This window comes from Bacillus sp. LQ01 (genome assembly GCF_057624735.1).
Window position 1 is genome coordinate 786,718 of the sequence record NZ_JBYEZL010000001.1, and the last position, 23,007, is coordinate 809,724.

23 protein-coding genes, 2 other RNA genes and 1 riboswitch are annotated in these 23,007 nt (G+C 33.6%); of the genes, 22 read left to right on the top strand and 3 right to left on the bottom strand.

Annotation, left to right across the window (positions count from 1 at the left end):
• Positions 1-3 precede the first annotated feature (3 nt).
• Positions 4-1,167 (bottom strand): DUF418 domain-containing protein, encoded by a 1,164-nt coding sequence (locus AC22L0_RS04290; protein WP_061654664.1) that lies wholly within the window; start codon positions 1,165-1,167, stop codon positions 4-6.
• Positions 1,168-1,366: 199 nt separating this feature from the next.
• Here AC22L0_RS04290 and AC22L0_RS04295 point away from each other — a divergent pair, with 199 nt between their 5' ends.
• Together AC22L0_RS04295 and AC22L0_RS04300 are read left to right on the top strand one after the other, a co-directional pair.
• Entirely contained in the window at positions 1,367-1,522 is a 156-nt protein-coding gene (locus tag AC22L0_RS04295; RefSeq protein WP_164970708.1) for a hypothetical protein, read from the top strand.
• Between the two features lie 194 nt (positions 1,523-1,716).
• The gene (locus AC22L0_RS04300) at positions 1,717-5,376 is read left to right on the top strand and encodes a dynamin family protein (RefSeq protein ID WP_053514226.1); all 3,660 of its coding nucleotides are present in this window, start codon (positions 1,717-1,719) and stop codon (positions 5,374-5,376) included.
• Positions 5,377-5,379: 3 nt separating this feature from the next.
• Here AC22L0_RS04300 and AC22L0_RS04305 read toward each other — a convergent pair whose 3' ends face one another.
• On the bottom strand, positions 5,380-5,634 hold the full coding sequence (locus AC22L0_RS04305) for a DUF3931 domain-containing protein (protein ID WP_000369740.1): 255 nt from the start codon (positions 5,632-5,634) through the stop codon (positions 5,380-5,382).
• A 72-nt stretch (positions 5,635-5,706) separates the two neighbouring features.
• Between AC22L0_RS04305 and AC22L0_RS04310 the strand changes: the two genes are divergently transcribed.
• From AC22L0_RS04310 to ssrS (AC22L0_RS04330), 5 genes are all read left to right on the top strand, one after another.
• Positions 5,707-6,174: a GNAT family N-acetyltransferase gene (locus AC22L0_RS04310; protein ID WP_000117686.1), complete on the top strand. Its 468-nt coding sequence runs from the start codon at positions 5,707-5,709 to the stop codon at positions 6,172-6,174.
• A gap of 20 nt (positions 6,175-6,194) precedes the next feature.
• A complete protein-coding gene (locus tag AC22L0_RS04315; protein ID WP_000451818.1) occupies positions 6,195-6,467 on the top strand; it encodes a YpbS family protein in 273 nt (90 codons plus the stop codon).
• A 2-nt stretch (positions 6,468-6,469) separates the two neighbouring features.
• Positions 6,470-7,303: a sulfurtransferase gene (locus tag AC22L0_RS04320; RefSeq protein ID WP_000637566.1), complete on the top strand. Its 834-nt coding sequence runs from the start codon at positions 6,470-6,472 to the stop codon at positions 7,301-7,303.
• Between the two features lie 116 nt (positions 7,304-7,419).
• A non-coding RNA gene (gene ssrS, locus AC22L0_RS04325) (6S RNA) lies at positions 7,420-7,602 on the top strand.
• Between the two features lie 21 nt (positions 7,603-7,623).
• Positions 7,624-7,807, top strand: a non-coding RNA gene (gene ssrS / locus AC22L0_RS04330) — 6S RNA.
• 54 nt (positions 7,808-7,861) lie between these two features.
• On the opposite strand, the gene AC22L0_RS04335 is transcribed toward ssrS (AC22L0_RS04330), so the two are convergent.
• Entirely contained in the window at positions 7,862-8,311 is a 450-nt protein-coding gene (locus AC22L0_RS04335) for a hypothetical protein (protein ID WP_001235520.1), read from the bottom strand.
• Positions 8,312-8,394: 83 nt separating this feature from the next.
• On the opposite strand from AC22L0_RS04335, the gene AC22L0_RS04340 reads away from it, so the two are divergent.
• The 15 genes from AC22L0_RS04340 to AC22L0_RS04410 all read left to right on the top strand — a co-directional run bounded on the left by AC22L0_RS04340 (position 8,395) and on the right by AC22L0_RS04410 (position 22,967).
• Entirely contained in the window at positions 8,395-8,706 is a 312-nt protein-coding gene (locus AC22L0_RS04340; protein ID WP_000169031.1) for a hypothetical protein, read from the top strand.
• A gap of 3 nt (positions 8,707-8,709) precedes the next feature.
• Entirely contained in the window at positions 8,710-9,948 is a 1,239-nt protein-coding gene (locus AC22L0_RS04345; RefSeq protein ID WP_000084940.1) for a glutathionylspermidine synthase family protein, read from the top strand.
• Positions 9,941-10,327: a DUF350 domain-containing protein gene (locus AC22L0_RS04350; RefSeq protein ID WP_000606857.1), complete on the top strand. Its 387-nt coding sequence runs from the start codon at positions 9,941-9,943 to the stop codon at positions 10,325-10,327. Before AC22L0_RS04345 ends, AC22L0_RS04350 begins: the two co-directional genes overlap by 8 nt.
• 213 nt (positions 10,328-10,540) lie before the next feature.
• A riboswitch (M-box (ykoK) riboswitch) is annotated at positions 10,541-10,706 on the top strand.
• A 335-nt stretch (positions 10,707-11,041) separates the two neighbouring features.
• On the top strand, positions 11,042-11,767 hold the full coding sequence (locus AC22L0_RS04355; protein ID WP_000964949.1) for a P-type ATPase actuator domain-containing protein: 726 nt from the start codon (positions 11,042-11,044) through the stop codon (positions 11,765-11,767).
• A gap of 132 nt (positions 11,768-11,899) precedes the next feature.
• Positions 11,900-12,766 carry a 5'-3' exonuclease gene (locus AC22L0_RS04360; RefSeq protein ID WP_000757075.1) on the top strand — a complete coding sequence of 289 codons (867 nt, stop codon included), beginning with the start codon at positions 11,900-11,902 and terminating at the stop codon, positions 12,764-12,766.
• Positions 12,767-13,121: 355 nt separating this feature from the next.
• Complete coding sequence (locus tag AC22L0_RS04365) at positions 13,122-13,262, top strand: FbpB family small basic protein (RefSeq protein ID WP_001228048.1); 141 nt, start codon at positions 13,122-13,124, stop codon at positions 13,260-13,262.
• A gap of 328 nt (positions 13,263-13,590) precedes the next feature.
• Positions 13,591-14,784 (top strand): acyltransferase family protein, encoded by a 1,194-nt coding sequence (locus AC22L0_RS04370; protein WP_487272149.1) that lies wholly within the window; start codon positions 13,591-13,593, stop codon positions 14,782-14,784.
• Positions 14,785-15,528, top strand: coding sequence for a YveK family protein (locus AC22L0_RS04375; protein WP_000807055.1), 744 nt, complete (start codon positions 14,785-14,787; stop codon positions 15,526-15,528).
• The gene (locus AC22L0_RS04380; protein WP_002100874.1) at positions 15,515-16,135 is read left to right on the top strand and encodes a CpsD/CapB family tyrosine-protein kinase; all 621 of its coding nucleotides are present in this window, start codon (positions 15,515-15,517) and stop codon (positions 16,133-16,135) included. The genes AC22L0_RS04375 and AC22L0_RS04380 overlap by 14 nt, the downstream gene beginning before the upstream one ends.
• 18 nt (positions 16,136-16,153) lie before the next feature.
• Positions 16,154-16,792: a sugar transferase gene (locus AC22L0_RS04385; RefSeq protein ID WP_000617650.1), complete on the top strand. Its 639-nt coding sequence runs from the start codon at positions 16,154-16,156 to the stop codon at positions 16,790-16,792.
• A 56-nt stretch (positions 16,793-16,848) separates the two neighbouring features.
• A complete protein-coding gene (locus AC22L0_RS04390; protein ID WP_000533744.1) occupies positions 16,849-18,285 on the top strand; it encodes an oligosaccharide flippase family protein in 1,437 nt (478 codons plus the stop codon).
• A gap of 3 nt (positions 18,286-18,288) precedes the next feature.
• Positions 18,289-19,503 carry an O-antigen ligase family protein gene (locus AC22L0_RS04395; RefSeq protein WP_000429870.1) on the top strand — a complete coding sequence of 405 codons (1,215 nt, stop codon included), beginning with the start codon at positions 18,289-18,291 and terminating at the stop codon, positions 19,501-19,503.
• On the top strand, positions 19,478-20,278 hold the full coding sequence (locus tag AC22L0_RS04400; protein ID WP_087948106.1) for a glycosyltransferase family 2 protein: 801 nt from the start codon (positions 19,478-19,480) through the stop codon (positions 20,276-20,278). Before AC22L0_RS04395 ends, AC22L0_RS04400 begins: the two co-directional genes overlap by 26 nt.
• On the top strand, positions 20,275-21,327 hold the full coding sequence (locus AC22L0_RS04405) for a glycosyltransferase family 4 protein (RefSeq protein WP_001023684.1): 1,053 nt from the start codon (positions 20,275-20,277) through the stop codon (positions 21,325-21,327). The genes AC22L0_RS04400 and AC22L0_RS04405 overlap by 4 nt, the downstream gene beginning before the upstream one ends.
• A gap of 92 nt (positions 21,328-21,419) precedes the next feature.
• Positions 21,420-22,967 (top strand): glycoside hydrolase family protein, encoded by a 1,548-nt coding sequence (locus tag AC22L0_RS04410; protein WP_139894384.1) that lies wholly within the window; start codon positions 21,420-21,422, stop codon positions 22,965-22,967.
• The last annotated feature ends 40 nt before the right edge of the window (positions 22,968-23,007 follow it).

The window sequence follows — 23,007 nt, forward strand, 5'->3', positions numbered from 1 at the left end:
TCGTTATGAGACCTTGCTTTTCTTTTTAAGTGGCATTATTTTCCCGTACGTACCAAGACGCCAAATGTACTCAAGTGGCCCGTATTGGTAATGTGAAAGCCACCAGCGGCTAATAAAGATTTGTAACGTGTAGAAACTAATGCAGAATATTGGTCCAACCCATAATGGAGCAGGATAATAATTTTTAAGGAATAGACCAAATACAAGTAATGTAACAATTGTATGCGAGATGTAATTTGTTAATGCCATTCGTCCAACGTATTGGAATGGACGTAATAACGTTTGCCATTTTTCTTTTTGTAATAAACGCATTAGCGTGAAAATGTAGAATATGAATAACGTTTTTCCGCTAAACATTGTAAAGACCTGCATATAAATTGGTTCATAAAATGGTTTTGATAAGAAGTAACGGACCATGAAGAACCACATTGGTAATGTTAAAAGGAACATAATAATTTGCCATTTTTTAAGTTTTAGATCTAACTCTTTCGTGCGGCGGAAAATATCCTTTTTGCCGGCGTATAAACCAAGCAAAAATAGCCCAACTGTTTCTGGAAGCATAAGTAAATTTAATCCAATTCCATCAGCGTAAAATGCATGGAAACGATTTTGTATTTGTGACAGCCAATCTTCTAATGGCATGATAGGTAAGGAAAAACCTAGCTCTTCCTTTGGTACCAATGCAACTGTAATACCAGCCATTAGCATAATGAATTGAAAAATACTCAATAAAACGATAGCCCATATTAAAATAGTCCGAGGTTCTCTCTTATAAAATAAAAATAAGAAAAATCCAGCAATCGCATAAGTATGTAAAATGTCTCCGTCCCATAAAAGAACGTAATGTAAGAAACCGAATAATAATAAAATAAGTAAGCGGCGAACAAATAAAATTTTCGGATGATCTGTTTTCGCTTCAGCACGACTCATAAAAATATAAAAACCTAATCCGAATAAAAACGAAAAAATTGTATAAAATTTCGTTTGAATAAACATATCGTAAAATAGGCGAATGTAGCTGTCTATCCCTTCATAAATTCCTGAAACATCACGTGAGTCAACTCCGGCGATAACAGGCCAATTCACAAGAAAAATACCTAGTACAGCTATTCCTCTAATAATGTCAATGGAGTGTATCCTCTCGCCTTGTGTGAGATTTTGTGTCATTTTTTTCCTCCTTGTTAAGTAATTCCCTTTTATTATACAAAATGTAAGATGGAGGGGATAGGGGATATTTCCATTTTTTTAAACTGTTAAGTTATGTAGGATGAGATATAATAAGAGTGCACAACAAGTTTTAACCTTTTTCAAAACAGGCAGTAAAGCTCCTTCTTATAAGGGGCTTTCTTTATGAAAAGTGTTGATAATGATTCTCTTTAATGATAAAATGTATTTAAAAGTGATAATCATTATCAAAAAAGGTTGGTGCATCAGTATGGTATATGCATTAGTAGCAGGTACAGTCGCTGTATATGCAGTTATTGCGAAGTATGTTTTAAATGGAGTAGGAACAGCAAAATGAGTGATATGACATAAAATCCCTTTCATTTGTAAAAAGAATGAAAGGGATTTTTTATTTTTAATGAGAATATGCTGAAAATTTAGTATGATAGTAAAGTGAAACTGTAATCAATGGGTAGGTGTAACTCTCACTGGTTATGAGCTCGCAATTAGCGGGAAAAAGTATATACATCTTGGATAAAGGGGAACAAGGGGATGACAAACATAGTACAGACAAACGGTATGAAAAAACTTGTTTGTTTTTATGAAGAGTGGCAAAAACACGGCGATGCAGAGAATAGTTTAAAGTTGTTTGAGGTGATTCAAAAATATAAACAAGAACAGCTTATGATAGCGTTCTGTGGTCACTTCTCTGCAGGGAAATCAACGATGATGAATCATCTATATAAAGCGCAGTTGTTACCAACAAGTCCAATTCCGACAAGCGCTAACGTTGTCAAAATTGAAAAAGGAATGGATCGTGTTGTTGTAACGGTTAAATCTGGAGAACAGTACGAGTATGACGGTGCATATTCAGCTGAAGAATTAAAACAAATTTGTAAAGATGGTGATGAGGTAATTGGTGTTCACATTTATCGGAATGATGCGCCAATTCCTGAAGGTGTTATGTTAGTAGATACACCAGGGATTGACTCAACAGATGATGCCCATCAATTAGCGACAGAATCAACGCTACATCTAGCAGACGTAATTTTTTATATGATGGATTATAATCACGTCCAATCGGAAGTGAATTTGCAATTTGTTAAAGAATTGAAACAACGTAATAAAACGGTTTATCTCGTTGTCAATCAAATAGATAAACATAAAGAAAATGAATTGTCGTTTGAGAATTATAAAGATAGTGTAAAGCAATCGTTCTCTAACTGGGATATTGAAGTAGATGGAGTATATTATACGTCATTACGAATGATGAACCATCCACATAATGAAATTGGAAGCTTAGAAACGTTAATTACTTCTATTATGAAAGAAAAAGAGCAGTATGTAAGGACTGGAATGGAGCGAGAAACAGAATATTTAATGGGGGAACATTTCTCGTTTATTGTTTCTGAAAATGAAAAAGCTCTTTTGAAATATGAGGAAGAGTTAGCATCACCACTTTCTATTTCAGAGGTAGTTGAAAAGAAGGAAGAGTTAACGGAAGCGAAAAATCGTGAGGCAAGTAAAGAGTCTCATGTGAGAAATGAATTTATAAAAGGCCTACAAGCTATATTAGATAACGCGTATTTAATGCCATTTGAAATGAGAGAATTGGCAAATGCGTACTTAGAAACGAAATTAACAAAGTTTAAAGTCGGTTTGCTATTTGCGAAAGGAAAGACGGAGCAAGAAAAACAAAGGCGTGTAGAGGCGTTTTATTCTGCCCTTCAAAAGACTGTTGAAACGCAGCTTGATTTTCATGTGAAGGAATTTATTGTAGCCTTCTTAAAAGAAGAAGGATTGTTCACGGAGGAAATTGGGAAAGACATATATGGGTTAGAAATTGCTTTCGGACCAGAAATGTTGGCTGAGGTAATTAAACAAGGCGCAGGTTTCACAGGTGATTACTTACTTCTTTATACAGCGGATGTAGCGAATGAACTAAAGAAGCGTTATTTTATAAAAGCACAGCAAATTTTTGATAAAAGTGCGGTCGTTTTAAAGCAAAAGGTGAGGGAAGCAGTTGCTCGTATTGAAGAAGAGATTGAAACATATACGATGTTGCAAACGGCGAAAGAAACACAATTACAATACAATAACAATTTGGCGGCATATGAAGACTATTTACGAAATGTTTGGCACGATCATGTTGCTACGCCTGAAGGTTTGCAAATAGATGAGATATTGCAAAGGGAAAAGCAAATTGTTAGTGAGAAATTTACACTACAAGAGCAGGAAATCGTAAACGATAACGTAGCGATTCATGAAGAAGAGCTGAAAGGAACGGCGGCTTTAAATATTCAGCGGATATTAGAGAAAGTGAAAAAAGCTGAAACGATATTAGAGCCATTGCCAGCGCTGAAACATGTACAGCAAGAGGTAATAGAGAAAAGAAGACGTGTAGAAACAAAACAATTTACAGTAGCGTTATTCGGGGCATTTAGTGCTGGAAAATCATCATTTGCCAATGCCTTACTCGGTGAGAAAGTACTTCCTGTATCACCAAACCCGACGACGGCAACGATTAATCAAATTTTGCCGGTTACAGAGGAAAAACCACATGGAACAGTAATTGTTCAGTTTAAATCAAAGCAAGCGTTATTAGAAGATATGAAAGCTGTTTATAAGCTGTTTCATTATGAGATTGCTACGTTAGATGAAGCGTTAGCACAAATTGATAAAGTTATGAAATATCCTTCACCAACTGGGAAGCAAAAAACAACATTTAGCTTTTTACGAGCGGTACAAAAAGGGTATGATGCAGTTTCTACTTATTTAGGAGAACAAGTACAAGTTACATTAGAAGAGTTCTCTGATTATGTAGCGAATGAAGAGAAATCATGCTTCGTTGAGTATATGGAACTTTATTATGATTGTGCTTTAACAAGGCAGGGAGTAGCGCTTGTAGACACACCTGGAGCGGATTCTATCAATGCTCGCCATACGGATGTTGCATTTCAGTATATTAAAAACGCAGATGCTATTTTATTTGTAACATATTATAACCATGTATTCTCTCGTGCTGACCGTGAATTTTTAATTCAGCTTGGTCGTGTAAAGGATACTTTTGCCCTTGATAAAATGTTCTTCTTAATTAATGCTGCGGATTTAGCAGAGTCTGAAGAAGAACTTGAAATGGTAAAAGGTTATATCGCAGATCAGCTACTGCAATACGGTATTAGAAATCCGCGTTTATTTGCAATTTCAAGTTTATGTGCGCTTGAAGAGAAACAAGGAAAGAATGTTGAAAAAGAGAAGTATGGTATTTTACAAAACTCTGGGATTACTAAGTTTGAGGAATCATTTACGTCCTTTATGATGAGAGATTTAATGCTTGTTTCTGTGCATGCTCTATATGGTGCGTTGCAAGGGGCAGATCAGCTTTTAGTAAACATGATAAAGGGTGCAAAGCAGGGGAATGAAGAGAAAGAGAAGCAAACGAAAAAATATGAAGCAGAGCGTGATCAACTACTTCATATCATTTCTTCATATAGTGTACTTGCTGAAGAACAGGCGATGCAAAATGAAGTGAAAGAGTTGCTTTATTACGTGCAACAGCGTCTATTCCTCCGCTATAATGATGTGTTTACTGAATTTATTAATCCGGCATCACTTCGAACGGATGGAAATGTGAAAACACAATTGCAACAGTGTGTTATGGAATTAGTAGCATTTATTCAGCATGATTTATTACAAGAAATGCGTGCGACATCATTACGCCTTGAAAAATGGATAGACGAAGCGATGAAGCGTGCAAAGGATGAAATTGTAGTGAACTGTAAAGTAGAAAATGAATCAATTTCTATGAATGGAACAGTGGAGTATGAATACAAAGATATTACACATAAAGAACCGTTCCCTTCAGTTGAAATAAAAGATTTCAAAAAAGCACTGGCACATTTTAAAAATGAGAAAAGCTTTTTTGAAAAGAATGACAAAGCTTTTATGCAAGAAGACGCTAAATCTGTATTAGAACCGCTCGTATCAAACTATGTAGCTGATGAAAAACATTTATTTGTTCATCATTATAAGCAAGAGTGGGATATGAAGTGGAATTTATTCCAAAAAGTGATGCAGCAAGATGTGATGAACTATTATGAAAGTATATTGTTTGCATTGGCTGAAACGATCGATGTATCTCTATATGAACAAAGTAAAGAACAATTGCAAAAGCAGTTAGTAGAGATTGAAAAAGAAATTTATGTTATATAGTCGTTATGAGAAAAAGATTCGTTCAATTTTCTTTTGAAGTACAGTATCTAAAGATTTTACAAATCCAGCAAATTCATCGGTAGAAATCATATGAGTAAGAACGAGTCGTCTGCCATCTGGTGTTTCACCGCATAAGACGAATGAAGAAAATTCATATGTTTTGTTTTCAACTACTAATTTTGGATAGGAATACGTGTCGCTTTTCTTCTTCTTTCCATCAATAGAGATGACGTTGCATTTTTTCTCATTGTTGTCCATGGTGAATCCCTCCTTTCTATTATTTATGGTAGACAAGGAGGGTTTAGAACAATAGAGAAGGGGGAATTTTTTATGTCTGTTGTAATAGAACGTATTCCAAAAGAGGCTATACCGAAGGCTTTATTGTTACTTGCGGATCCAAGTGAACGGCAAATAGCTACGTATGTACAAAGAGGATTAACATACGTAGCTAAGCAGGGGGGGAGCGTTATCGGTGTATATGTTCTTTTGGAAACAAGGCCAAAGACGATGGAAATCATGAATATTGCGGTTGCAGAGCATTTGCAAGGAAAAGGGATTGGGAAGAAGCTATTAAGGCATGCTGTAGAAACTGCTAAAGGATATGGTATGTCAAAACTTGAAGTTGGTACAGGCAATTCTAGTGTTTCACAACTTGCTTTATATCAAAAATGTGGATTTCGTATTTTTTCTATTGATTTTGATTACTTTTCGAAGCATTATGAAGAAGAGATTATTGAAAATGGGATTGTATGTCGTGATATGATCCGGCTTGCAATGGAATTGAATAAAAACGTATAACTATTTAGGGGGAAGAGAAGATGGAAGTACATAAAGCAATTACAGCACATTCTCGTAAACAAAATGAAAGTGTAAAAGCATGTTTACAATTAGATGCACAGCGTGAAGCAGCTATTGAAGCTGCCGTATCTCTTGCGTCAAATGGGAAAGAATTTTCGGTTGATGTCATTAATGTTGTAACGAAGCAGATTAATGATCTTGCAAAAAATGGTGTTACCTTGCAGCGTAAATATGTTACAGAAGAAATGGTTATGGAGTATGTAAGTCGTTTGAAAGAGAAAGAAGGTCGTTAAAGATGATAGTTACAGTCGAATGGTTACGTGAGCATATAGAAGATGAGAATGTCCGTATAATCGATTGTCGTTTTGATTTAGCGAATCCTAATTGGGGTAGAGAAAAGTATGAAGAAGGACATATTCCTCATGCGTTATATTTTGATTTGAATTTAGATTTATCAAGTCCTATAGCAGAACATGGTGGCCGCCATCCTTTACCAAATATTGAGGAGTTTGCAGACAAGCTTTCGAAGGCTGGTATTGATGAACATACGACAGTAATTGCGTATGACAGTCAAGCCGGTGCAAATGCTGCTCGTTTATGGTGGTTATGTAACTATGTAGGACATGAGAAAGTATATATATTAGATGGTGGTTTCCAGGCTTGGAAAGAGAATGGACTACCGACAACAGCGGAAATTCCTGTTGCTATACGAAAAACATTCAAAGCTAATATACAAGATCATATGCTTGTAACGATGGAAACGGTCAGAGAGAATATCCGTGCAGGTGCGGATGTTACATTAATTGATTCAAGAGAGCCCAAACGTTATGCTGGTGTAGAGGAACTTGTCGATCATAAAGCAGGACATATTCCAACAGCGGTAAACCATTTTTGGAAGGATGGAATGTTGCAATCAGGACAATTTAAGAATAAAGCTGGGCAACAAGAACGATTCCAAAATCTGTCGAAAGATAAGGAAACCATTGTATATTGTGGTTCTGGTGTTACGGCATGTCCAAATATCGTCGCATTAAAATTGGCTGGATTCCAAAATGTTAAATTGTATGCAGGTAGCTGGAGTGATTGGATCTCTTATCCAGAAAATCAAATTGCAAAAGAAGAAGATTAATCACTTGCATGCAAAAATAATTTGTATTAAAATAAGGTCACAAGCAAGAGATTGCTCGAAAAACTTTGTATTTTACACATTGGAAACAATGTGATAATATAACGACAAGTAAATAATACATCCTGCGGTGTGCGTAACTTATTTATGTCTAAAACCGATGTTAGTTATACGGAAGCTCAATATTTAGCGACCATCATCAAGCCTTCCTTGTGGAGGAAGATGTACGGTAACTGTGAGGGCATCCACCTGCGAGTAGCGGGTTTTTGGACATTTACGAGGAGCGGCACGTGCGGGGGTCTTATTTCAACTAACCTTATATAAAATTCCTACGGTGTACGTAGCTTATGCATGTCTTAAACCAATAAGTTTAATATGGAAGTTCAATATTTAAATGTAGCTAACATGCCATCTTTTTAAGAAGGAAGTTACAAACATTTGTGAGGGCATCCACCTGTGAGAGCAGGTTTATGGACATCTAGAGAGAACGGCATATGTGGGGCTATATAAAAACCTTACGTTTTATACGTAAGGTTTTTTTGTTGCATAGATATATTAATATTATCTTGATTCACCTGTGAAGTTTCCGTAATAAATGTAGCACTTTCTGTCTTCATCAATCTCTCTTGAATCCAAGGAGAATTCCATAGAAATGCCGTCTCGCTGAATATATATAATATCTGAATGAAGAGATGGTAAAATTTCTTCGTAGTTCCATACATCTTGACTATCTACTAAGCTTGAACTCGTTTCACTTAGTTCTCTAATTTCAAAACCGATGTGGGAGTATGTAGGGTCTGAAGGGTCATTGGCGAAAACTTCTTTTTGAATATAAATAACTGCTGTTCCGTCTGGATCAACCGAAGTTGCAGTAACAACATAAGTATTTTTCTCTTTAATAAAATATTCACAAGTCATGCGTGCGATAATTTCAGAATTAGAAATATTGGCGTAGTTCCATAAAGCAGGATACCCTTTCGTTTCATCATTAAGTCGATATTCTAAGCGCATTTTATACCTCTTCTTCCTTTTTCTTCTACTTTATCATGCCATCCTATATAATAGGAATAGAATTTAAAAAGGGGAGTGCGAAGGTGACAAAAACGAAATGGCTAGTAGGTGGTGTCGTAACGTCTTTAATGACTGGCACTTTATTTGGTTGCGCACAAGATCTTCCCCCAAAACCGAATGATAATAGTTGTTCTGATTGGGATTGGGATGATGAACTTGGGGTATGGCAGTGTGATGATAGTAGTTCAGGTTATCGTGGGCATTATTTCTATGGTGGGCGATACTATCAAAATAAATCCACTTTTAAAAATTCATCGGCGTTTAAATCGTATCAATCGTCTACTGAATTTAAAGGTGGAATTGGAAGCGGTTCAAAGGGAGGATTTGGGGGCTAAAATATGTCGCAATACATAAGGGATCGAAAAGAATTTTATTTAAAATATCCGAATTTTTGGTCGGATTTATATGAATGTGAGTATAGTTTGTTTCATGTTTTTTCTATAACAAATCAGACTTTGGACCAATTACACTTAGCAACTGAACGAATGGGCAAAATATTTTTTAAGACTGCTAGACTGCTGCGTAATCTAAGTGACGAACAGCTTCTAGATCTTGGCTTTCCATCCCCGAGTTTATCATTCATTAGAATGAAAGGGCTTTATCCTGAATCTGTAATTTCGCGATTTGATTTTGCTGTAACAGAGGATAACAAAATCAAAATGCTTGAGTTTAATAGTGATACACCAACTTTTATTGTGGAATGTTTTCAAATGAATGGGAAAGTATGTGAAAATCTAGGCTATGATGATCCAAACTCGGATCAAGAACGATTGCTATCTTCTGGTGTAACGAAAGCAGTAATGGAAGCGACAAAGGGATTAGATAATCCAAATGTTGTTTTTACAGCACATCATGAACATATCGAGGATTGGAATACCACTATGTATTTAAGTCAGCTATGCCATGTTGAAAATAAAGTAGTGCCAATGTCAGAACTTAGAATTACAAAAGATGCTCTAGTTGATAAAGATGGGGCGAAGATTGATGTTTTATATCGCCAAACATATCCGATAGAAGATTTAATTGAGGATCAAGATCCTGAAACAGGAGATTTGGTAGGTGTGGAACTGCTGCAACTTGTAAAAGCCGGAAAGCTTTTTATAATAAATCCTTTGTCAGCATTTTTACTTCAGCCAAAATCAATTCAGTGTCTTATTTGGGGGTTAGCAGAAGAAGAGGTCTTTTATACAAACGAGGAACAACAGTGGATTAAAGAATATATGTTACCTACATATTTAGAACCAGATTTATTTTTAGGAAAAGGTTCTTTCGTTCAAAAACCTTCATTTGGTAGAGAAGGAGATACAATTACGATTCGCGATAAGGATGAAAATATTATGCTTCAAAATGCACATCAAACGTATAAAACTGCACTGCCGATATTTCAAAAGTATACAGAACTGCCAGTCGTATCCTTGGAAACAGAAAAAGGGATGGAGAAACTGTCCTATGTGTTTGGTTCTTTTTTAATTGCTGGAAAAGCGAGTAGTATCGGTATTCGCGCGGGAGAAAAGATTACAGGAAATGAATCGTACTATTTACCGGTAGGTATAAAAAGGAGGGGGAAAAATGATTAATTTTTTATTATATTTAGCAGTAACACTTGGACTTTTATGTATTGGTCTGTTCTTGATGGAAGTGACAACGAAAGTTAAGGAATTTAAGTTAATGGCTCAAGGTAATAAGGCGGTAAGCTATGTGCTTGGAGGGCGATTACTTGGGTTAGCTATCGTTTTATATTCGACAGCAGCTAATTCAATTTCACTTCTTGATATGATTTCGTGGGGAGCAGTTGGGATTTTGGCTCAAATTATCGTCTTTTATTTAGCTGAGTGGCTTACACCACGCTTTAATATAAACAAAAGTCTCGAAGAAGATAATCAAGCAGTCGGTCTTTTTCTTATGTTTTTATCGCTTTCAATTGGGATTGTAATCGCTGGTTGTATAACTTATTAAAAACTTTACGTTTAAACGTAAAGTTTTTTATTTTATCCCGCTATTTGCCGGGCAGCCCGATTGGTGAGGGCTAATAATCAGTGGCGGATGAACAAAACCCCCACTGATTAAAGTTTCACTTTATATACGTTAGTTTGCCATACCATTTGAAAAAATTGTAGGCTACGGTTGACATCTATTTTAAATAAGAGTAACATTTTCAATGTAATGAAAATAAGTCTCTGTTAGGTGAGGCTCCTGTATAGAGAAATGCTACTGCCCAAAAATGTCGAGAGACGCCAATGGGTCAACAGGAATGATCGAATTAAGGTTTTTCTTAACGTAGCTGGTAATGTACCTATGCTATACAGTGCTAAAACTCGGTGAGGGAGAGGTCCGTAGATTTCTAATTATATTAGAAATCGTTTATTTGTGTATGTAATGGCCGCTACTCTCTTAAGGGTAGGGGTCTTTTTTGTTACCAAGCTATGAGTAATTTCATATTATAAACTATAAAATTAAACGAGGAGGTGAGGAGCATGTCAAATTCTGACTCGGTTCCGTTACCCATATACTTCAAATCAAAAATATATGATGTAGGCAGGAAACGATTTGTTCCTCCCTCTATATTTATCACAATATAGCGTTTATAAAGCGCGAGACACTTTCACAGTAAAGTGGATAAATTGAGAAACAAAGCGTTTCTTCCTATGTTGTAAAGGAGGAGACGATAATATGTTATATGCAAACAAAACTGTGGGTAACACGTCATATAAACTAAGTAAAAAATCAATAAAAGAACAAACAATGCTCCAAAAAAATAAAGATTTATTAATTGAAATTGCAACAAGAGATGTAAAATCTGTATTTGCATATTTTAAAACAACAAGAGACGGACTATCAATGAAAGAGGCACAAAAACGTATTCAAGTATATGGCCGAAATGAACTAACTTCAAAAAGAGCACTTCTTGCAGAAGTAATGATGAAGCTAGGTGGCATGATTCCAGGTTTTTCAAAACAACGTGTGTGTGATGAATTACAACGTGAAACGATTACTGTATCTAGAGTAGAATGTTCTAGTAGTACAGGGCTAAATAGTGAACTGAAAATGATGGAGATACCTGTGCAAGAACTTGTACCTGGAGATATGATTTTTCTTTCGGCTGGAGATGCTGTGCCAGCTGATGTACGTATTATTTATGCAGATGATTTATTAGTGAATGAGTCTGTGTTAACGGGAAACGAAGCGAATATAGAGAAGTTTGAGAGCTGCTATCACCTTGAACGTAAACGGTTTATTCCATTAAAACGGATGAAAGATTATAATCCACTTGAGCTTGAAAATGTATGTTTTAAAGGTTCGCATATTGTTAGTGGAAATGCAAAAGCTATCGTTGTTTCTACTGGAAAAAATACGTATTCAGGCATCTTGCATACTTGTTGTAGTAGAACGTCTTAATGTGTTAATGATGCTAAATATACAAAAACAATGTATAATAGACAAAGTTGAGCAAAAACGTAGAATGGTAATCTATTTATATAACCTTACGTGATAACGTAAGGTTATTATTTTTTTAATAGGAGAGGAATTATGAAAAAAGTATTATTAGTTGATGGTATGGCACTATTATTTCGTGCTTTTTACGCAACAAGTGTCTACGGACAATTTATGAAACGACAAGATGGAACCCCTACGAACGGGATTCATGGTTATATGAAACACTTATTAACAGCTACGCAAGCGATCGAACCAACACATATCGTTACATGCTGGGATATGGGAAGTACGACATTTAGAACAGAATCGTTCTCGAATTATAAAGCAAATCGTGCAGCGCCACCAGAAGAATTAATTCCTCAATTTGATTTAGTGCAAGAAATGACTGCAAAATTATCCATTCCAGTTATCGGTATGAAAGGCTACGAAGCCGATGATTGTATCGGTACGCTTGCAAAACAATATTGCAATGAAGCTGAAGTTTATATTTTAACAGGTGATACGGATTTACTTCAACTTGTTGATAAGAGCGTTACAGTCATGCTTCTGCGTAAAGGAATTGGAAATTACGAATATTACACACCGGAGAAAATCATGGAAGAAAAAGGTGTAGAGCCGTGGCAAATCGTCCATGCAAAAGCTTTCATGGGAGATACAAGTGATAATTATCCAGGGGTAAAAGGTATCGGTGAAAAAACAGCGTATAAGCTTATTCAAGAGCACGGAACAGTATCCGCTGTACTAGAAAATGTAGAATCATTAACAAAAGCGCAGCGTACGAAGATTGAAAGTGATTTAGAGAACTTAAATATTTCGTTACAATTAGCCCAAATTCACTGTGAAGTTCCAATTTCATGTTCACTAGAAGAAGGATTACACACAATGGATGAAGAAAAACTTAGATTTGTTTGTGAAGAAATGAATTGGGGAAGACCTGAAATATTAATAAATATGCTATAAATAGTTTGGGAAGAGGGATGTTGCATAAGTCGAACTTTGACTTGGTAACACCTTCTTTTTGTTTTTGTAAACAGTATTATAATAAATAAAATTATGTCGAACTCAATTTTAAATATATAAATATTTCGACAAGATATAATGATAAAAGTTGATGAAAATAATAACTTTTATCATGAAGTGAATTAATTTCAACATAGTTTTAGATAATCATTTTTTCGTGTTCACAAAGTTGTCAGAAAATAAACGAGATTTTCATATGAAGTTCAAATAGAATTCACAACAATCAATTATTATAAGAACACACAGATAATTCTTTATCTTTTATATAAACCATCCCCCAAGGAGGACAATGAAAATGAGAAAAAAAGTGAGAAAATCTTTTAAACAATTATTAATTGAAAATAAACAATCACTATTAAATAATAAAGAAAATATGAAAGAAATTGAAGAGAGAATTGAGAAACGACATGTAGCATATAGTGGTGCCAGTAATTAAATAAAATAAAAAAGATAGCCTATGTAGGCTATCTTTTTTATTTTATATTGAAAAAACGCTATTCAGCTCTTTAATTTTGTAAATATGCAAGATATTTTTATAGCGTTTTTCTATCAATATTACTCATTTTTCGAGGTTGAAATTGGTATATACCAATTTTTGAGATTTTCTATTCAAAATATTACAAAAAATGTTACAATACACTCAAATTTATACTATAAAATCATTTTAATATGAAAAATTGGAATGAAAAGAAAGGAGAGGAATATGAATAAAGATGTCGCTTTGAAATGATTATTATCATTTCATTAGGAGTTGATGTAAAAAGATGAAAAGATACGAAGAATTGGACTCTATAAGAGGGATTTCTTCATTAGTAGTAATGATTGGTCATCATTTAATGATTTTTTCAGCATTTCAAAATTACAGTTATGAAGATAATAAACCATTTGTTGTGTATCTATTAAAAGAAACGCCTGCTCGTCTAATTTTTAGTAGTGGTAACGAATCAGTTATTATCTTTTTTGTTTTGAGCGGATTTGTTTTGTATGAATCTATTCAAAAAAACTATAGTAGCTATGGGTCATACCTTTTAAAACGTATATGCAGAATATATATTCCTTATATTGTGGCAATAATTATAGCTATTGTATGCCAGATTACAATTAGTGAATATGGTATTTCTTATTTAAGTGAATGGTTTAATCGCTCATGGACGATTGAAAGTTCTTCAAGCTTAATCGCACAACATATTTTATTGGTTGGGAAATATAATACAGATGCATATAACGGTGTGATTTGGTCACTTGTCCATGAAATGCGAATATCAATAATTTTCCCGTTAATTTTGATGATTTGCTTACGAAAAACGTTAAGGTGTTCATTACTATTATTGTTTAGTTTTAGTATATGTTCTGTCGTAATATTATTTTTGTTTCGCTCGGGCTTAACATTAACAAGCTATGCATTAACATTGCATTACACAGTACTGTTTTTACTAGGAGCACTAGTTGCGAAGTATAAAAATAATTTAATAGTTTTTTATAGTAATTGTACTAAAAACACGAAAATTGCATGGTTTTTATTTGCGATTTTACTTTTTATGTATGAAGGGCTTATAGGAGAAATTAAAGTGCTCAATAATTTTATATTTCGAGACTACGTAGTGGCGATAAGTGCATGTTTATTTGTCATATTAAGTTTGTCAATATCAACTTTGTCGTCCTTGCTACATAATAAATATTTGTTATATTTGGGGAAGATTTCTTACAGTCTTTATTTATACCATATTATATCGTTGTTTTCCCTTATATACATGCTCCATGAAATATTACCGTTGCCTATTATTTTAATTTTTTCACTTGTTTTTTCGTTTATACTTGCAATGCTTTCGTATGTATATGTAGAAAAATTTGCATTCGGAATCGGAAAGTATGTAACAAAACAAGTGGATAGAAGAGAGAAAGGGTTATCTGTAAAGAGTGAATTGCAGGATGTTATTCAGAAAAGGGCGGTGAAATAATTGAAGCAAGAAATGAGTATAAAAGATTTTCAACAATTACTGAAAAGAAGATTCGTAACGATTATTTTAACGATGTGTTGTTTAACCGCTTCTTTAGTTCTTATCTCTATGTATGTTTTAAAGCCGTCATATCAATATTCAACGCAAATTCTTGTTGGGAATTTAGATGAGTTTAATAAGGAAAATTCAACAAATAAAACACAAGAAAATAAGCAACTAGTAACATCGTATGTTGATATTTTAAAAAGCCCATTAATTATTTCAACAGTCAAAAAAACTTTGAAATTAGAGCAATCAAGTTATGAATTAGCACAAAAAATCTCGGTTGTGAATACGGACAACTCACAAATTGTAACTGTTACAGTAAAAGATTCCAATCCGAAAATCGTGAAAGACATTGTAAAGACATTGGCAGAGCAATCACAAAAAAGCTTTCAACAGTACACAAATGTACAAGGGGTGAAAGTATTAACTGATCCTGAGTTACAGGAACAGGCTGAAAAATTGTTTCCGAAATTTCAACTGATCATTCCTATTTCTTTAATTGTTAGTTTTTTTGTTGGGATAGGTTTAGCTGTATTTCGAGATTATTTTGATGAACGTATATACACGGAACAGGATTTAGAGAAAATAACAACAGTCTCTGTTATTGGTCACATAAATATGGAACCAAATAGAAAAAAGAAACCTACAGAGGTTGATAAAAAATCATCTATATATCGAGGTGAACATGTCGATGTTTAGAACAAAGAAGCAGCTGCCATTCAATTTGCATGATGATCTGATGAAAGAGCAGTTTTATACGGTGTATCACGAGCTGAAAAAATCCGGAAAACAACTGTTCACAGTTAGTTCAACGAAGGACAGAGGTGTTGTTGCCTCGCTTATAGTAAATATGGGTCTAGTGTTTGCGGAAATGAAAAAAAAGGTGTTACTTATTGATGTGAATTTTTCTGACCCTAAACTACATGTATTATTACAAAGTGATCACATGATAACAGTAAACGATATAATAAGCTCTTCCTCCTGCAATTATGAATCTTTTTCTAGTAATTTGTCTAATTACTTATATTGTATTCCTGCAAAAAAAACAGTACATACAGGGACGCCTTTAGTTGCTATGGATGAATTTGATAATGCGATTGCTAAGTGGAAAGAAGATTTTGATTACATTTTCGTTTATTCTTCTGAAGTATTTGAACTTCCTGCTACGCACATTATTGCAGGGAAATGCGATGGAGTGGTTTTAGCAGTTAAAAAGCAAAAAGATTCATTACGTACAGTGCAAAAAGTAATAGCGGATATAAATAGGAAAGAATGTGAATTAATAGGTATAATTTTATATTCTTGAATGTGGGGGTAACGATCCATGATTCGTGAAACAAATCAAGCCAAGTTGTATACGATTCCGGCTCAAGAAAAGCCTAGCATATTGAATCGAAGTGTAAAACGCTTGTTTGATATTATATTTTCAATCATATTGTTACTATTAACAATACCAATTATGTTGTTCTTTTGTATTATGATTACCTTAGAAACATCAGGGGCTCCAATATACTTTCAAGAACGTTTAGGTATAAACGGGAAGAAGTTTAATGTATTTAAATTAAGGTCGATGGTAAAGGATGCTGAAATGAACGGACCACAATGGGCAAAAGAAAATGATCAAAGAATTACAAAAGTTGGATTGTTTATAAGAAAAACGAGAATTGATGAATTACCGCAACTTTTAAACATTTTAAGAGGAGATATGTCTTTTGTAGGCCCTAGACCAGAGAGAGAGTTTTTTTATAATGAGTTTGATGCGTATATTCCAGAATTTAAGGAACGTTTAATAGTAAAACCAGGCTTAACAGGATGGGCACAAATAAATGGAGGGTATAATCTTGATCCAAAGGAAAAGTTGAGGCTGGACATGGAGTATATTGAAATGAAAACATTTCGGATGGACATCCGTATTTTATGTAAAACCGTTTTAATTGTATTGAACGGTAATGGTGCAAGATAAATATATATGTAAACAAACAACATATGTAAGTAGGTTACTTGCAAAGGAGAACTTGTATGGGTAGATCTATTCTAAGCAATATTATCCATCTATTTTATAGTACGATTTTAGCTAACCTTCTTCAGGCCGTCAGTTTAATTGTTTTAGCAAACTTTTTTAACGCACAACATTATGGGATGTTTAGTGTTGCCATAGCAGTGACGTTTGTTATGTTATTTTTTACAGACTTAGGACTTAGTAATACGTTTCTTCGAGAAGGGGCAAAGGATGGAGCAGATTTAGAGCAGATTTTATCATCGTATATAAAAATAAGGATGATTCTACTTATTTTTATTTCTATCATCGGTTATATTGCTATTCATTATATGTATGCGGATAAAAATTTAATTTATATGATGATAAACGTAATGTTTTTCATGTTAATAGGATTAACTTGGCAAAACATAGGGATTGCCTATTTTCAACTGACGGAACGTATGAAGTATATAGCGCTCATAAAAGTTGTATCAGCATCAGTTGTCATTATAATTACATGTTTTTGTATTTTCGGAGAGTTACCGGTGTATGTAACAGCTCGCTTATATGCTTTTGGGTATATGATTGGTGGTTTATTCAGTATATATATCATGAGAAGAAAGACGAAAATGAATATGAAAGTCGTAATTCATAAAGCGTTATTTTGGCAATTAACTCCCTTTATTATTAGCGGTTTTTTAATAATGAGTACGCCACAATTAGCGCCTATCTTGCTTAACTATACATTGCCATTAAGTATGGTAGGTGTTTTTGCAGTGGCGTACCGGATGCCGGCAGCTTTATATCAAGTACCAGGGGTAATTGCAGGTGCATTTTTTCCGGTGCTCTTTAAGCATTATAACCAGAATAATATAGAAGAGCATACGAAATTAAATTTACTTCAAATTAAATCAATGGCGATTGTAGGAATATGTATGACGATCGGTTTATATCATTTAGCACCATACTTTATTTCTATATTTTTTCATGAAGAATGGAGGAATGCAGTAGAACCACTCCAAATATTATCATTTCTTATTGTGCTACAAAGTTTAAATATTGCCATTGCTGACGGTTTAACGACGAGTGGTTGTCAAAATAAGAGGACTGTTGTGCAGTGTGTAGCATTAGTGATAGGTGGGGTTATGCTTTATAGCTTTAGTAGTCTTGGTGGAGTGATAGGAGCGGCATACGCTATGGTTTTATTTGAAATAGTCGCTTTAGTGGGATATATAGTGGTAAGTGTAGTGAAGAAAAAAATTGTATTCCAAATTGTAATACCGTATACAATTTATTTTGGTGTAACCTTCATTGGAGTGCAATATATATTGCATACATATCATTTAATTGCGCTTGTTCTTAATATACTAATTGTAGTAGCTGCCATATTCCTATATGATTATGAGCTAAAAAAACTTCTTCTTTCTTTTATAAGAAAAATACGCAAAAAGGATTATATTACGAAACAGGGGATATAGCCTATGGAAAATAATATGAAAGTATCAATGGGATGGATTATTCTTCTAATATTATTTGTTATGTTAAGTAAATACAATTTATATATTGGATTTTCATTGAAGATATATATGATTTTTTTAGTCATATATTTTTGTTTAACAATTAAAGACTTTCATATTCAAAAGTTATATTTTCATGAAGTTATATTTTTACTGTTTTATTTCATTTATTGTTTAAGCGGAATTCTTTCTATGTATTTAAATGCTAGTATTCGTATGATTTTTGGCGTGCTACTCGTTTTAGGATGCTATTTTATAATGAGAAATTTATTGGGGAATACTGAAATAGTGGTACTTGAATCATCTATTGCTTATGTAGGAATAGTATTTAATGTTGTAAGTCTACTACTCTATATAATCGGTTTACAATACTTTAGTTTATACGGTGGAGAAGAGAGAGAAATTTTTGCTGGATTATTAGTTGATAGAGGATATCCACGGTTAATTGGATTGCTAGATGATCCTAACATTTTTATTTTCTATAATACAATATTTTTTATGTACTATATGACGAATTTGCAAAATATCACTAACATCTTAGGGTTAATTTTATGTGTTACGACGAGTCTATTAACCTTTTCAAGAGGGGGAATATTAGCGCTTGTGCTTGTCATTTTTGTATATATATGTATGTCTAGTTTCGCTAAAAAAATAAAAATAATTATGAGTTTAGTATTGTTTAGTGTAGTTATTTTTAGTTTATCGAATAGTGTAATGGGGGGCCAATTAGATGACATATTAAATAAACGAATTTCTGATTTTTCCCATGATAATGGAAGTGGTAGATTTACATTATGGGAAGCTGCTTTTAAATATTATTTATCCAATCCATATATCGGAATTGGTGCGTTTAACTTCTCGAATTATTATGAGTATCAATTTAATGAAAAATTATATGTACACAATACATTTTTAGAAATTTTGTCTGAGTCGGGTACAATTGGTTTTCTTCTATATAGTGCGTTTTTATTCATATTAATGTTTAAGTTAGCGCAGCATACTTTGTTTCGTGAAAAACCATACCTTCTATTGACTATGATTGCATTTTTATTTCAGATGATGTCATTGTCACTCATTATTAACGAAGCGTTCTTTTTATTTTTAGCAGTTGTTGTGAAGTATATTTCAATATATGAAGGAAGGGGAAAGATAGATGGTAAAATGTCTATCAGCACATAATAAGGCGCCTCATGTTTCTGTAATAACACCTTCTTATAATAGTAGACGATTTATAGGTGAGACAATTTTATCTGTACAGAATCAATCGTATGAAAACTGGGAAATGATTATCGTTGATGACTGTTCAACCGACCAATCTGCCGTAAAAATTAAAGAGATAATAGAAGGAGACTCACGTATTAGGTTATTATCATTAAAAGAAAATGTTGGTGCTGCTAAAGCTCGGAATTTAGCGATTCGAGAGGCGAGAGGAAGGTACATTGCCTTTTTAGATAGTGATGATATATGGTTGCCGCATAAATTGAAGACACAATTGTTATTTATGGAAGAAATGAATATTGCTTTTTCATATGCGTCGTATAGTTTAATTGATGAAAATGGTAATGAATTAAATCGCGAAGTGAGTGTACCAAAATCTGTTGACTATCATTATTTAGTAGGAAATACAATTATCGGGTGTTTAACGGTGATGATTGATCGTGAAAAAATTCCGTATGTCGAAATGCCTAGTGTACAGCCGGAAGATACAGCGTTATGGCTGAACTTATTACATGAAGGGCATGAAGCAAAAGGGATACAGCAAGTATTAGCGAAGTATCGAATTGTAGCAAATTCTGTTTCGAGAAATAAAGTTAGAGCAGCTTTTCGGTATTGGAAATTATTAAGGGACCAAAAAAGTCTTAATACAGTGCAAAGCTTTTACTATTTTAGTAAGTATGCTTATCATGCTTATAAAAAAAATAAAATCAATGTAGTTGGGAAGACGCAATTATGAATATACTGTTGATGACTGATAAATTGATAACTGGCGGAGCCGAAAATTATTTCTGTAAATTAGAAAATAATTTGCATTATGAGGATTTTAAGATTTATACAGCTGCAGGTGATGGAGAACTATATGAATCCCTTACTAGAAAAGAAAATTTTATCTTACTTAGTCGATGGAATCATTTGAGAAATATTTATTATTTACGAAACGAAATTTGTAAACGAAAGATAGAACTTATTCATGCAAATAGTTTGCGAATGGTATTATATGCTTTTCTACTTCAAAAGTTTATTAAAAAAAAGATGAAAATTGTTTATACGAAACACAATGTAACGATATTAGAAAAGAAAATGCCAACGCTTTTTCGGTATTTCATGAATAAATATGTGAACAATATTATTACAGTAAGTGAGTTTGAAAAGAACAATTTAATTTCAATTCATGTAGCAGAAGAAAAAATAAATACAATTTATAACGGTGTTGATATTGAAAAGTTTTTATTCCAGCAGAAAAAGAAAGAATCTACATATAAAATAGGGATATTAGCTAGATTATCCAAAGAGAAAAACCATCAACTATTTGTCAAAATTGCAAATGTATTGAAAAAGAGAAATGATTTTATGTTTTATATTGCTGGTGATGGACCAGAGAAAGAATCGATTATGAAAGAAATAGAAAAATATGGATTGCAGCAAAGGGTGAAGATGCTAGGGAATATTTCAGAGCCGCATGAGTTTATAGGGAATATGGACGCCTTACTTTTATTATCTTTTCGTGAAGTGTTTCCAATGGTAGTAATTGAAGCGATGGCTACAGGGACACCAATTGTTTCAATAGATGTTGGTGGAATACATGAAGCGGTAATAGATGGAGAGTCAGGTGTTTTGATATCTGAATATTGCGAATCAGAATTCGCAAGTGCGCTTGAGGAACTACAAGGGAATGAAGAAAAGGTAACTGCTATTAGATTGAAAGCACGAGAGAAAGCAATGAGATATTTCTCGTTAACTAAAATGATAGAGGAAACGAAAAATATATATGAATTAAACAAATGACCGAGTAGGTCGTTTGTTTTTTTTATTATAGAAACTTTTAAGAGACAACTCACATATTATATGAAAAAGGTAATATGAGGAGTGAATTTATTTTGTCAGAATATATTTCATCCCAAGAAGATTGTGCGCCAGAAAGTAGCGTTCATATTGATTGTTTTGGCGCAGTTCCAAACTCGGGAAATGATAGCTCATTAGCAATTCAGCAAGCTATTGATTATTGTGTAGCGAATCGAATTTCGACGGTTAGAATTACAGGGATAAATACGTACAAAATTGTAAAGCCGATTGTTATTAAATCAAACGTAAGATTAGAGTTGGATCCTACCGTAACACTGCAAATTGATGGGGATTTTAATGCATTTGAGCTACAAAGTAACGCTTCGATAGTTGGTGGTACTCTTCAAGTTATAAATCCATTGTTTCAATCTGCTGTTATTTATGTTTCTGGTTCACAACAAATCGAAGTACCTAATCAATCTGTTATATCAAATATAAATATAATAAATACAACTCCATCGTATAAAGGAAAAGCTATACATTTTTATTGTCAAAAGGCATGGGATTTTATTAGTTTCTTTCAAGTTAAATTTATTCAAATTAAAAACTTTCAAACTGCAATACATTTGAAGACAGAATATATAAATGATATCAATACACCTTGCTGGATTAACGCCAATGTATTTCAATCTATATTTATTGATGGATGTGTGTATGGGATTGAAGTAGATGGAAATAGTGATTTGCCAAATGAAAGTTCAGGAAATACGTTTCATGATATTCAAGTGCAATGTAGACAACAAACGGAAAAAGTAATTCGTTGTTCAGGTGCGTATAATACATTTGATTGTATGATCTGGGATACGTACCGGATGAGTAGTGAACAAATTGTTATTGAATTTTCTTCCAATTCTCATCGTAACTACCTTTTTTCAAATCTGCTTTCGACAACTATTGTAGATAAAGGACAATACAATGTTTGTAAGTCTACTTATGAAGAATCCCTACGAATTCAGTTACCTTTGACGTTAAATAGACCTCATTTAATAGGAAATCAAGATGATATTTTAGTAAATGCTCAGCAGAAATATAACGTTAAGCAAGTAAGTGGAAAAGTGCCGTACGGGGGAAATCTCACAAATTGCTTTAATTTAATAGATGAACAAAGTGTAAACTATATTGACGTTCCAGATAGTGATCCAGTTGTAATTGAAATGGATTTTACGAAAAAACCAATACAAATGTTAAATTGTTTTGGAATGTATTTTGGATGGGGAGAGAGCCCAAAGAAAATTAAAATTGAATATGCATTAAGTGCAACTGGAAGTTGGGTTATCGCGTTGGATGTTCCATTAAATGTTGGCGATACAATTATATCGAATATGAAGGCCAGTCAGTTATATAAAGTTAGAATTACATTAAGTGGTTATTCTCAAGATCATAAACGTTTTCGAATTAATCGTATCTTTGCAAGATCTTCTATGGAAAATGGGAGTGCTTGGTTAGCGACGACTGGCGGAAGAATGTTTGGAGATATTGAAATAGAGGCAAGTAAAGGTATAATCATGAAGACTGCTAGTGGAGTGAAATGGAAAGTTACTATTAATGAAGCTGGCCAACTTATTACGACTAAAATAACTTGAGATGGTGTTTAATCGTATATCCTTGGACGAGTTACAACGT